The sequence below is a fragment of the Pseudomonas sp. CCC4.1 genome, from assembly GCF_035019225.1.
GTDB lineage: Bacteria > Pseudomonadota > Gammaproteobacteria > Pseudomonadales > Pseudomonadaceae > Aquipseudomonas > Aquipseudomonas bubulae.
This window is the reverse complement of sequence record NZ_JASJWL010000029.1, coordinates 1-12,997: the sequence shown is the minus strand read 5'-3', so window position 1 is coordinate 12,997 and position 12,997 is coordinate 1. Positions and strand designations below refer to the sequence as shown.

The 12,997-nt window shown below is 60.0% G+C and carries 7 protein-coding genes; 1 reads left to right on the top strand and 6 read right to left on the bottom strand.

Annotated features, from left to right (window positions below):
* Nucleotides 1–68 precede the first annotated feature (68 nt).
* On the top strand, nucleotides 69–1,016 hold the full coding sequence (locus QN377_RS13275) for a LysR family transcriptional regulator (protein WP_095002464.1): 948 nt from the start codon (nucleotides 69–71) through the stop codon (nucleotides 1,014–1,016).
* Nucleotides 1,017–1,074: 58 nt separating this feature from the next.
* Here the strand turns inward: QN377_RS13275 and QN377_RS13270 are convergent, their stop codons facing one another.
* The 6 genes from QN377_RS13270 to recC form a co-directional block, all read right to left on the bottom strand.
* Nucleotides 1,075–1,578, bottom strand: a complete 504-nt coding sequence (locus QN377_RS13270; protein WP_095002463.1) for an OmpA family protein — start codon at nucleotides 1,576–1,578, stop codon at nucleotides 1,075–1,077.
* Between the two features lie 7 nt (nucleotides 1,579–1,585).
* On the bottom strand, nucleotides 1,586–2,857 hold the full coding sequence (locus tag QN377_RS13265) for a diguanylate cyclase domain-containing protein (protein ID WP_095002462.1): 1,272 nt from the start codon (nucleotides 2,855–2,857) through the stop codon (nucleotides 1,586–1,588).
* Nucleotides 2,854–3,429, bottom strand: a complete 576-nt coding sequence (locus QN377_RS13260; protein ID WP_095002461.1) for a YfiR family protein — start codon at nucleotides 3,427–3,429, stop codon at nucleotides 2,854–2,856. The genes QN377_RS13265 and QN377_RS13260 overlap by 4 nt, the downstream gene beginning before the upstream one ends.
* Before the next feature lie 182 nt (nucleotides 3,430–3,611).
* Nucleotides 3,612–5,696 carry an exodeoxyribonuclease V subunit alpha gene (recD, locus tag QN377_RS13255; protein WP_095018712.1) on the bottom strand — a complete coding sequence of 695 codons (2,085 nt, stop codon included), beginning with the start codon at nucleotides 5,694–5,696 and terminating at the stop codon, nucleotides 3,612–3,614.
* Nucleotides 5,693–9,382, bottom strand: coding sequence for an exodeoxyribonuclease V subunit beta (gene recB, locus QN377_RS13250; RefSeq protein WP_322212281.1), 3,690 nt, complete (start codon nucleotides 9,380–9,382; stop codon nucleotides 5,693–5,695). Before recB ends, recD begins: the two co-directional genes overlap by 4 nt.
* Complete coding sequence (gene recC, locus QN377_RS13245; protein WP_095002458.1) at nucleotides 9,382–12,831, bottom strand: exodeoxyribonuclease V subunit gamma; 3,450 nt, start codon at nucleotides 12,829–12,831, stop codon at nucleotides 9,382–9,384. Before recC ends, recB begins: the two co-directional genes overlap by 1 nt.
* Nucleotides 12,832–12,997: the final 166 nt, after the last annotated feature.

Genomic DNA, 12,997 nt, shown 5'->3' with positions numbered 1-12,997 from the left:
CGCAGGACTGTTTTTGGAGTATAGGTGTGCGTTCTTCTAATAAGAACGCACATAAAAGCCGATCAAACATGCAAAAAAACATCACATCGTTAAGCGCATTGAACTGGGACGACCTGAAGTTTTTTCTCGAGGTGGCCCGTACCCGTAAAGCCAGCACTGCGGCCAAACGGCTGGCGGTGGACTACACCACCGTATCGCGACGCATCAGTTCGCTGGAGGCTGCCCTCGGCACACTGCTGTTTGAAAAATCACGCACCAACGGCTTCACCCTGACCAACGAGGGCCAGCGCTTGCTGGGCTATGCCGAGGCCATCGAAAGTACCCTGCATATGGCCTGCGAGCAGGTGTCGGGCTCGGGGGTGGCGTTGTCCGGGCATGTGCGCATGGGTTGCACGGAGGGGTTCGGGAGCTTTTTTATCACCCCTCAGCTCAGCCATTTTGTCGACGCCTACCCGGCCATTTCAGTGGATATCCTGCCCCTGCCGCACTTCATCAGCTTGTCCAAGCGCGAGGCGGATATCGTGATCGCGCTGGAGCGTCCGGAACACGGGCCCTATGTGTGCTGCAAGCTATGCGACTACCGCTTGCAGCTGTATGCCACCCAGGAGTATCTGGACCAGCACCCGCCTATCAACCGGGCGGCGGATTTGGCCGAGCACACTTTTATTAGCTATGTGGACGATCTGGCGTTCAGTTCGGAGCTGCTGTACCTGGCCAACGTGCTGCCTGGCGCCAGCGCCAACCTGCGCAGCACCAGCGTGATTGCGCAATTCGTGGCAGCGCAGCAGGGCCGCTCGCTGGCGATTTTGCCGTGCTTTCTGGCCGCCCAGGACCCGCGTTTGCTGCCGGTATTGCCGGGCGAGGTCACCCTGACACGGCAGTTCTGGATGTACTGCCGCGAAGATCTGAGGAAGTTGAAACGCATCACCCTGCTATGGGATTACATCCGCGAAGTGACGGAACTGAATGCGCCGCTGTTGCTGGGCGAGACCCGGGGCATGAGGTTTGTGGACTGACCACACCGCCCCGTAGCAGCTGCCGAAGGAACGAGGCTGCTGCTACGGACCCGGCTTATCAGTCGGCAATCACCACAATCGACACACGGCGGTTTTCCGTACGCCCGGCCCGGGTGTTGTTGCTGGCTACCGGCTCGCGACTACCCAACCCACGGACCTGGATATTCTCAGGGCGCATGCCAACTTTGGTCAGGGCCTTGACCACGCTGTTGGCGCGGCGTACCGACAGTTGCTCGTTGTAGGACTCCTTGCCCGAAGAGTCGGTGTGACCATCCACCCGCACCCGCTGGATATCGGCACCCAGCAAGGCCGTGCCGATACGCTCAACGATTTCCTGGCTCTGTGGGTTAAGCACTTCAAGGTCGCTGCCAAACAGCACTTTGCCCGAAAGACCAAATGCCCAGCCCTCTTCGGTCAACTCAAAGCCCTGTTCCTTGAGGACCGCAATCTGCGCCGGGGTCAGACCCTTTGGCGGGGGAGTCTGGCAACCGGTCAACGACAACGTGGCCAACAACAAGGCAACGCTGAAAAACTGCAGATAACGCTGGGTCAATGCACGCATTTTTGAGTTAGCTCCTGATATTTACGGTGTTTGCGGGGTGCTCCGACTCCGCTACATGTTGCCCGCCTCGGGCGAGGCGCTTGGCCTGGTACATCGCCGAGTCCGCTGCACAGAGCAGTTCCTGGGCGCTTGCACCATGTTCGGGGTAGACGGCAATGCCGATACTCAGCGATGTCACGACGCTCACCTGCCCCGGCAGTTCGATGGCCTCAAGCATGCTGGCAATGATCTTCTCGGCAATGCGCTGGGCATCTTCTATTTTGTGCAGCGGAGTCAGCAAGATCGCAAATTCGTCACCGCCCAGGCGCGCCACTACGTCGTCTTCACGCAGTTGCGCACGAATGCGCGTTGCTACCGCTACCAGCACCGCATCACCGGCGGCATGGCCGTAGGCATCATTGATACCCTTGAAGCGGTCACTGTCGAGAAACAGCACCGCAGCCTTGTCCCGCGTTTTATTGAGCGAGCGCAGAGTGCGCGTCAACCGGGCTTCAAAGTAGGCGCGGTTAGGCAGGTTGGTGAGCGAATCGTGGCTGGCCTGATGAGCCAGGGCCTCATTTTCGTTTTGCAGATGGCTTTGCCATGACTCCAGCTCGTCGAGCAGGGCATTGAAGTCGTTGCCCAGACTATCGAGCTCGGCAATATGCGCGGGCGGTACGCGACGATCGAACGCACGTTCACGACGGGCAGCGTGGGCCACTTGCGCCAGCTGCTGCAAAGGCCCGGTAATGCCATCCAGCAGCCGGCGCGACAGGTACAGCGCACTCCAGGCACTGAGCGCGGTACACACCAGCACGCCAAGCAAGCCGCTAAGCAAAAAACGCAGCATATTGGCGCCATGCCCGCGCAGAACGACCCGGCCAACCTCCTGGCCCTGATGCAAAATCGGCATGCTGATCGGCTGCTGCAGCAAGCCATCGGCCAACAGCATTTCGACCCTGGACAGCAGATCGGTTTGCGGACGCTGCCATTGCGCGAGCAGTTCACCCTCGGCGGTATACACCTGAGCCTCGGCGACCGCTTCGGTGGAAGCAATCAAGGCCAGGGCCTCGGTTGCTGCCCCGGGGTCGTCAAACACCACGGCCGCTTCCACGGTGTAGTTGATGGAGCGGGCAATCAGGTGCAGGTTGTGATCGGCATAGACCTTGAGCGCCAGCACGCCCAGCAGGGTCATGGAGGCGCTGGCCAGTGTCACCGCAACCAGTGCCACGCCAAGATGCCCACGGCGCAACACCGAACGCAGCCGGCGACGTCGTTGCGGCGCATTCAACCCGCTCATGGCTGCGCCGCCCGACGGCGTGACAGTTGCAACACACTGGGGTGAATACGTACACCGCTGCGGGCGACGGAGTCGAGGTTGACCTCGAACGACACTTGCTCATCACGCACATGCAGGCAAAACAGGCTGCCCACGGTGCATTGGTCACCGTCTTCGCTGATGCTCAGCACCGCCTTGGTGTTGAGGCTGCTAAACAGGCGACTGCGCTCGTCGGCGCTCAGCTTGCCCAGGTATACCGCGTTGCAACTGCTGGCGATGCCGGGGTCACTCGCCAGCACGCGACGCACCTGCACCGGTCGGCCAGTAGACTGGGTCGCGCCCTTAAGCAGGTCATCGGTGTATTCGGTGGGGCCGATCACGCACAACTGCAGTTGTGCCGGCTCTGTGGGCCAGCGCGCATAACTGAGGATGCCCAGCACAACCTGGGTCACGGCCTTGGCGCGCTGATCCGCCAGGTTGATGGGCGTTTGAGCCTGAACCAGACAAGGAGTGCTCAGCAGTAACAGGCAAAAGGAAATCAGCCGTAGCCGCCATCCAAAGTGCTGTTCTGTCGATGAGACAGCCACATCCATGCGGGATTTCTCTGAGATCTTTATGGGAATAGTGTCGTAACGATAGCACGACAACCGTATTAACTGTGATACAGGTCACATTGGACGCGCCATTTCTTGTGGGAGCGGGCTTGCTCGCGATGGCATCACCCAAGTTTGCCAGCTCCCACAAAAAAGTACCCCGATCAGGATCAAGACTTCGGCTATCCCAGCCCCAGCATCAACCCGCTCAGGCGCTTGACCTTGCGCTGTACGGCCTCCTCAAAAACTCCCGCTCGCGGCTCTATCAGACTGAACCAGTGCTTGGCCCGGGTGATACCGGTATAGATCAGCTCTTTCGTCAACACCGGGTTGAGCGCTTCGGGCAGCACCAACGCCGTATGGGAAAACTCCGAGCCCTGGGATTTATGTACGGTCATGGCATAGACCGTCTCGACATCATTGAGCCGGCTTGGCAGTACAAAACGGATGCCGCCCTGCCCGTCGTTACGCGCGAAAGCCACCCGCAATACATGACGCCGGGCCTGACCATCACCCTCGGGAAGTGTGAGGGCGATGCCAATATCGCCGTTCATCAGGCCCAGTCCGTAATCATTGCGGGTCATCAGCACCGGGCGGCCTTCGTACCAATGCCGGTCGCCATCAATCAGCTTGCGGGCAAACAGGGCGCCGGTGATACGCTCATTCAGGCCCTCCACGCCCCACGGTCCCTTGCGCACGGCGCAGAGCACCTGAAAGGCCTCGAACGCCTGCAGCACGTTACCCGCCCATACCGCCCAACACGGGTCTTCAAGACCGCTCTCGGTGTCTGGTCGCTGATCGCGCAAAACCTCCAGGTAGTGCCGATAGCCTTTAGCCTCTGCCCCCCGCCCTTCCAGCGCCAGACGTTCAAATGCGCGGTCCTGCTCACCCTTCAGGGGCAACGCAAAGAGGTCGGCATGGCTGCCTGCCGCCAGCAAGGCTCGCGCTTCGCGGGGCAGTTGCTGGTTAACCAGACGCGACAGCTGGCCAATACCGCTGCCCTCACCAAAGCGCCGCGAGTGGCGCAGCATCACTACCTGCTGCGCCAGCGGGTGCGTACTGTCCAGGTCTTGCTGCAAACCACTGGCACTGAGATTTTCGCCGCTAACCTGCTCCAGCCAGTTTCGGGTTTGCGGGGTATACCAGCCCGCTTCGGCGTCGCGGCACAAATCACCCAGCACGGCACCGGCTTCAACCGATGCCAACTGGTCCTTGTCACCCAGCAGCACCAGCCGCGCATGAGCAGGTAGGGCATCGAGCAAATTGGCCATCATTTCCAGATCGATCATCGACGCCTCATCAACCACCAGCACGTCCAGCGGCAGGCGATTGCCCGCATGATGGCGAAAATGCCGCGTACCGGGGCGGCTGCCGAGCAGGCGATGAACAGTGGTCACGTCGCTGGGGATTTTTTGCCGGACCTTGTCGTCCACTTCCAGGGATTTGACTTGCAGGCTGATCGACTCTGTCAGGCGCGCAGCCGCCTTGCCGGTCGGTGCCGCCAGGCGAATGCGCAAAGGCGTGCCCGCCTCTACCGCCGGTGCTTGCAACAACGCCAGCAAACGCACCACGGTGGTGGTCTTACCGGTGCCGGGGCCACCAGTGACAATGCTGAAAGCTCCCCGCGTGGCCAGGGCGCAGGCCAGTTTTTGCCAGTCAATCGGCGCATCCTGTGCAGGTCTGCCAAACAAACCGTCAAGGCGCGTAGGCAAATCCGCCGGTGTCGCTTCAGCCATCGCCAGACGTTGGCGCAAGGCACCGTCGATTCGACGTTCATAGGCCCAATAGCGACGCAAATACAGACGCCGCTCACTCAATACCAAGGGTCGGCTGGCCGCATCCGCAGACGACCAGCCCGTGTGTTCAACCAGCGGGCTGGCTTGCAGGGCCTTGCACCAGGCCTCGCCGTCCAGGGCCTCAAGCAGTTGCGAAGGCAGCAGCATGGCGCCGGTTTGCACATCACCTTCGGGGGGTAAAGAGAGTGCAAAATCCGGCTCTTTCAGGGTTTCAAACAAATCCAGGCACACATGACCGTGGCCCAGTTGATGGCTGGTCAGGGCCGCCGCCAGCAACACCAGGGGGTCGCCCTGCGGATCGCGCTCATGCAGGAACGCGACGAAGGCCTTATCCAGAGCGCGCAACCAGCCGCGCTCGACCCAGCGTTCAAGTAACAACAGCAAATCCTCGGCCCGGCCCAGCGGTTGAAGCAGGGCCAGGCTTTCGGCCGTCAATGGCGTAGGCAACAGTTCGGCAAACGAACGACTCATAACAACACTCCCTGTTCCCACGCCGGTTCAGCTGTTTTCGGCAGCGGTTTGCCCTGGAACATCAGGTCCAGGCTTTCGATCAATAGTCTGGGCGGGCGGGTGAAAAACACGCCCTGTCCCTGGGCGCGGGTACCACGCAAAAACAGATACAGTGCGCCGCCCATATGCTGGTCGTAGTCATAGCCGGGCAATCGAGCCTTGAGCTGACGATGCAAAGCCAACAAATACAGGACATATTGCAGGTCGTAGCGGTTGTCCAGAATGGAGGCGGTCATCGCCTGCTCGGTGTAGGCCGAATCATCGGTACCCAGCCAGTTGGATTTGTAGTCCGCCACGTAATAACGCCCCTGGTGCTCAAAGGTCAGGTCGATAAAGCCCTTGAACATGCCATTGAGCAGGCTCGGCTCGGCCCCCGCCCGCGCGGCGCCACCGTGGGTATGCTGACGCACCAGTGTGTCCATCTGCACAACATCGACCTTGTGGCTGGCAAACCAGAATTCCATTTCAATCTGGTACTGGCTCAACTCACTCAAGACCACAGCGGGCTGACCATTATTCAGACGCAGCGGTTCATCTTGCAGATGCTGCAGCCAGTCACTCAAGGTTTCGATCCAGCCTTGCCAGCCACGCCGGTTGCAGCGCCGTGCTACAGCGTCCTTGATCGCTTCGGGGTCGGCCTTGAAGCCTTCGCTGCCCGCCCACTCAAGCAGGCCATGGAGAAAAGTCCCGGGATTTGGCCCACGGGGGAAGCGGTGAATATCACCCCCACTGAGCAACACTTCACGCGGTGCCTCAGGGTCGAGGCGCTCATCATCCGAGAGCTTTTGCGCCAAGGCACTTTCAGGTGCTTCGGCCGGGCTGAGGCTGTCACCAATGCGCAGTGCGCTATAGGAAGCGATCCACCAGTTTTCAGCGGCGCGGCGGCCCGGGATCAGCGGCTCAAGCAAGGTTGCCTGGTTGAGCGGTGGATAAAAATGCGCCGCGTCAGCAGCTGGAACGGGTTCGCACTGCAAGGCGTCGCAACCTTGCTGCACCTCGGCCAACCAGCTCTGCAAGCCCGCCGACTCGGCCAGCATGGCACCACCACCCAGCAAATAACCCAGGGCGCAGAGGTGCAAGACCGAGCGATTGCTATTGCCGCGCTTGAGGTCGGCAACCCCCAGCCAACACGCATGCCGGGCACGGGTCAGGGCTACGTACAGCAAGCGCAGGTCTTCGGCCAGACGCTCGTCATCGGCCTGGGCAATCAGCTCTGGCGTCGGTTTCAAACTGACCTGGGCGTTGCCCGCAGCATCGTGGAAGTGCAGCGGCAGACGACTGCCATCCACCGGTTTTGCGGAGCAGATAAACGGCAAAAACACCAACGGGTACTCCAGCCCCTTGGACTTGTGGATAGTCACCACCTTGACCAGTTGCTCGTCACTTTCCAGGCGCAGGATCTGTTCTTCACCCGCCTGGCCGGACAAGGCCAGGTGCTCGGCCAGATGACGGATAAGCGCCTGCTCACCGTCCAGCTCGGCTGCGGCTTGCTGCAACAATTCGGACAAGTGCAAGACGTTGGTCAGAACGCGCTCGCCATCGGGGCGGGCAATCAGGGCCTGGGGCAGTTCAAAGTCATGCAGCAGACGACGCAACATGGCGAGTACCCCTTGCTTGCGCCAGGTTTCGCGGTAACCGCGGAACTGCATAACACGTCTTTCCCAGGCCAGTTCGTCCTGGTTCAGACGCTCCAGCTCAACCAGCGGCAAGTCCAGGGTGATACAGGCCAATGCGGCACGCAGTGGGCGCTCGACGTCAGGCTCGGCGCAGGCCTTGAGCCAGGCCAGCACATCATGTGCTTCCTGCGCGGCGTACACCGAATCCTTATCCGACAGGTAAACGCTTCGCACACCACGGCTCGATAATTCTCTCCGCACGGCCTGAGCTTCCTTGCCGTCACGCACGAGAATCGCGATGTCGGCAGGTAATACGCCACGCAGCGCTTCGCCGTCCTTGATAAAACCGCAGCGCCCTTGCTGGCCACCATTAAGCAGCTCGACAATCTGGCTGGCACAGGCGGCCGCCAGATACTGACGATACACAGCACCCGACAGCGGTTGCTCGGAGGGCAATTGCCAGAGCGTCAGGGCGCTGACAGGCTGGCCATCAAGCTGCAGGACTTCCTTACGCCCCTGGGATTTAACCGAAACAAAGGGCACGGGGTTTTCTGAACCCTCGCGGAACAAAAATGCCCCACGTCCGCTATCGCGCAGCTCGGCCCGCTCAAAGACATGATTGACTGCCTTGACCATGGCGTGACTGGAGCGGAAGTTGGTATCCAGCGTGTGCAAGCGCCCTGCAGTCGCCTGACGTGCGCGCAAGTAGGTGTAGATATCCGCCCCGCGAAAGGCATAGATAGCCTGTTTCGGGTCGCCAATCAAAAACAGCCCGGTGTCTGGGCAATTGTCTTCAATCCGGTAGATGGTCTCGAAGATACGGTACTGCACGGGGTCGGTGTCCTGGAACTCATCGATCAGCGCCACGGGGAACTGTTCACGAATCAGGGTCGCCAGACGATCACCGCCATCGGCCTGCAATGCCGAGTCCAGGCGCAGTAGCATATCGTCGAAACCCATTTCGGCACGGCGGCGTTTTTCTTCTTCAAAACGCACACTCACCCAGTGCGCCGCATGCTGCAGCACGGCGGCGTCCGGGCTCGGCAAGCCATCGAGCGCGGCCTTGAGGCCGGGCATGGCATCCAGGCCCGGATGCTGCAGGGCAACGCCTTTCCAGGCTTCGGCCATACCGTCGGGAGTCAGACGCGTGAAGCCGGTACCCAGATCAAGCTGTTCCTGATCTTCGTCAGCCGCCCAGGCGCTGAGCTTTTCAAACCAGGGTTCAAAATAACGGGCCTGCATTTTACGACCGTCGACCGTTTTGCTGGCCACGCCCTGCAGGCAGATCTCACGCAGCTCTTGAGCCCATTGCAACCAGGGGGCTTTAAGCTGCACCAATGCCTGGCGGCGCTCCAGCAAGCAGGCCTCGATCATTTGTGCAGGCGTTTGTTCAGCATTGGCTGGCTGGCGCGAGCTACCAAACAACGCTCGCACGCGCGGCATCAAGGCGGCGGGGCCGCTCCAGTTGGCACGCACCCAGTTCAGCGCGTCGCCGTGCATGGGGTAGCAAAACAGCCGCCAGTAATCGCGCAGCACTTCGCCCAGCAAGTCGCTGTGATCGGTTTCCAGGGTCTGGGTAAACAGGCTGCCGCTATCGAAAGCGTGCTCGCGCAACATGCGCTGGCACCAACCGTGAATGGTCGAGACCGCAGCCTCGTCCATCCATTGGGCGGCGATATCCAGACGCCCGGCGCAAGCAGCCCACTGTTCGGGAGCAAACTGGTCACGCAGTTCTTCGACCAAGGCATCCGGCGCGTCGATCTCGCCACGAAAATAGCGTGCGGCTTCTGCCAGGCGGGTACGGATGCGGTCGCGCAGTTCTTTGGTGGCAGCATCAGTAAAGGTCACCACGAGAATTTGCGGTGGTAATAGCTCACGGCCAAAACCCGATTCTACGCCGCCATGCCCCAAAATCAGGCGCAGGTAGAGTGCCGAGATCGTGAAGGTTTTACCGGTGCCTGCACTGGCCTCGATCAATTGGCTACCGCGCAGGGGAAATGCCAGGGCCAGCGGTAATGTTTGCTCGCTCATTAGCGGGATGCCTCGCTGTTTAATGAGCGCCAGGGCGCATCAAAAAGGGGTCGATAGAGGGCATCGCACCACTCTTCGAATTCGTCGCCAGCCATCAAGGCCGCATAGTCAGGAAACTGCCGGGCCAGGGCGGCGCTTTCACGGCGCTCGCCGTCACTGGTTTGGCCATCACCCTCATAGGCTTTTTGCGCCGCCGCATCGGCCTTGGCCGGATCTGTCTGGGCCAGCCAGGCAAAAGCAGTTTTTACCGCGACAGGCAGCGGGTGGCTCATCCCGACTTTCCAGGCAGTGAGCAAGTTGCCAAGAATCTCCCGGGCCTGCTTGGTGTCCAGAGGTTCGAGCAGCAAGGTGTCATCACTGGCCACCAGGGCGGTCGTCATCTGCAGGCCACAGGCGCAGGCTGCCAGATGGTTTACCCATGGCCGGGTCAAACGGTGCCATTTCCGGGTTTTGATCGCACCAATGCTATTAGGAATAGTGGTGACAGACAGTAAGCCCTTGTCGCTACGCTGGTGCAGATTGCCGAGCCAGCCTTCCAGCGTCAGACCTTGATCCTCAAAACTGACAGGCAACGCGCTGTTTAGCGGTGTAGGCCAAAGAGCCAGCAGTTGCTGATAGCGCTGTAGTACATCTGGTAATGGCTCGATTAGTTCGTGTTGCAGGCACTCTCCAAACCCGGCCATGGGCAGCAAACCGCTGCCTTGCAGGCGCTGGGCACGGGTATGCAAGGCGCTTTCCAGTTGATCCGGCTGCGCCAGTGCAGCTTCAAGCAGGCTGTCGCTCAAGGTGTAGCGCTGCAATGCGTCGAGTACGAAAGGTTCTTCATCGGCCAAAGGTACTTCCGCTGCCTCAAAGAATACTTTCAGGCGCTGACTAAAGAAGTGGCGCACTGGGTTTCGCAAAAAATCCTGTAACTGCGTCAGGTTCAGTGGTTCTTCCTGGATATGCGCGCCAAGCGTGCCGGGGCCAACGGGCTCCGGTTGTGGCGCATGCAAGCGCTGCCATTCACGCGCATAGCTGAACAGGTTAGGGTTGCCTTCATGAAAGTAACGAGTGCTAAAGGGTTGCAGTGGGTGCTCTTGGGTCATGGCCTCAAGCAGGTCGCCGCCCCCTTGCAGATGCCAACCACTGGCAAGGTGGTCACGCAGCTGGCCAATCAGGACACAGGCCGGACGCTCGCTGTTGTCGCGAATACTGCGCCCTACCCAGCTGATATAAAGCTGATCACGAGCCGAAAGCAGCGCTTCAAGAAGCAGGTAACGGTCATCTTCGCGGCGCGAACGATCGCCCGGGCGGTAATCGCTGCCCATCAGATCGAAGTCCAGCGGCGGCTGGGCTCGCGGGTAGTCGCCGTCGTTCATGCCCAGCAGGCATACCAGCTTGAAGGGGATGGCCCGCATCGGCATCAGGGTGCAGAAGTTGACCGCCCCGGCCAGGAAACGTTGTGACAACTTGCCCTGGTCAAGCCCGGTAAGCCAGGCCTCGCGTACTACGGTCAGCGGTAACTCATCCTGCAGACCAACCAGTTCACAGGTTTCGAGCCAGGTTTCGCGCAGCTCTTCAAGCTGGGCCAACAGGTAGTCGTCGTGCTCTGTTTCGGCCTGGAAAAACAGCTGCACCAAAGCCTGCAGGCGCTCGCCCCAGAGCTGCGGCAATGCCGGTTGCGAGAGCTCCTGATGAGCGATTTCCAACGCATCGAGTAAAGCTACCAGCGGGCCGATCAGTACGGCATCCAGCCCCCCGATCTCATCGTAGGGCTCAATACCGTCGCAGGCCTCACCACTGCCTACGGCATACCCGAGCAACATGCGGCGCAAACCAAAACGCCAACTGTTTTGCTCCAGTTGCTCGGGCAAACCAAGACCGGCACGCTGCTGCGCATTCAACCCCCAGCGAATGCCAGCGCCTTCAATCCAGCGATGCAAGGTTGGCAAGTCGCGCTCTTGCACCTTGAAGCGGGCGCGCAGTGATGGCACGTCGAGCAAATCCAGGATTTCACTGACGGGGAAACGGCTGTCAGGCAATTTAAGCAAGTGTTCGAGAGCGATCAGCAATGGATCACGACCACGCTGCCCCTGGTCGGCCAGGGTGTAGGGAATAAAGCGCCGATCATCACGTTCGATTTGCCCAAAAACAGCACGGATATGCGGCGCGTAACTGTCCACATCCGGCACCATCACAATCACATCACGTGGCTGCAACTGAGGGTTCTCGCTGAAACGTGCGAGCAACTGGTCGTGCAGGATCTCGACTTCACGCTGCGCACTATGCGCAACATGGAAGCGTATTGAGCGATCCTGTGCCAGATCGATGGCGGGCCATAGCTCCCGGGTTTCGTTGAGCGGGCGCAGCTCAAGAATATCGTCCTGCAACTGGTTGAGCAGGTTAAGCGGTTCAACTTCGCTGAACAGGTCGATACGGCCATCGCGAAAAGCTGCGCGATAACTGTTGGGCTCGTCGTAGCTGTCGAGCAGGTTGATATAGTCACGGCCTTGTTTACCCCAGGCAGCCAGCAAGGGATGGGCATGCTGATGCAGGGTATCCAGATCAAGTGCTGTAGGCATTCCGCTTTTGCGGGCCTGACGTTTGTACTGATGACGCAGCAGATCTTTATCGGCAACGATGTCAGACCAATGATGGCGGCAAGGGTTGTGCACACACAACAATACCTGGCTGAAGCGGGCGAGCCCGGCCAGGGCTTCAAGTGCCTGAGCAGGCAGTGACGAGATGCCAAAAACGATCACCCGCGCGGGCAAGCCGGGCGGGGCTTGCTCGAGGCTGTTGATCTTGTCCATAAAACGCTGATGAACGCCGGCACGGCTCTGTGACATGCCCTCTTCACCTACATCGAGCAGAAGCGCACGCCACAACTCGGCCTGCCAGCAGTTAGCCGGGCTCAGGGCCGGGCTTTCGCCCCGGGCGTTACGCAATTGATGGCGACCTGCGGCCCAGTCCTCAAGCCAGTCGGCGCGATATACCTGATATTGGTCGAACAGGTCGGCAAGACGCTCAGACAGCTGATAGCGCTTGCGCAGATCGGTGTCGTGAGTCAGGAAGCGCTGCAGGGGTTCGAAGTGCGGCTGATCGATAAGGGCAGGCAGCAGGCGCATCAAACGCCAGGTCAGCGGGGCTTTATCGAGCAATGACTTGGCGGGGATTTCTTCACTGCCCAGTACCAGCCGATAGAGCTGCCACAAAAAACTGCCGGGCAACTGCACGTCCACGGCTGCAGCAATACCGCAGCCGCCGAGGTCGTCGTCGCGGGCATCTTCGGCAAGAGCCAGCTTTAACCATTGGGCGATGCCGTTACTCTGCACCAGAGCAATTTCGTTCTCCAGAGGAGCCAGCGGGTAAAGGCGCATCCAGCTGACAACCAGGCTGCGTAACTCATCGAGGCGGTTGCCATGAACCACCATAAAACCCGCATTGAGAGGCGTAGCAACCGACATGACGGCATCCTTAGGAGAAAGCGAAATCCAAAGGCGAACCTTAACATTGCTCGGCAATGGAGGCTTGAAGCTGCGGCTGTTTTTCTGCCCACAAAAACAAACCCCCTGTCTGCGTTAGCAGACAGGGGGTTTGGAATTTAATCTTGACGATGACCTACTCTCACAT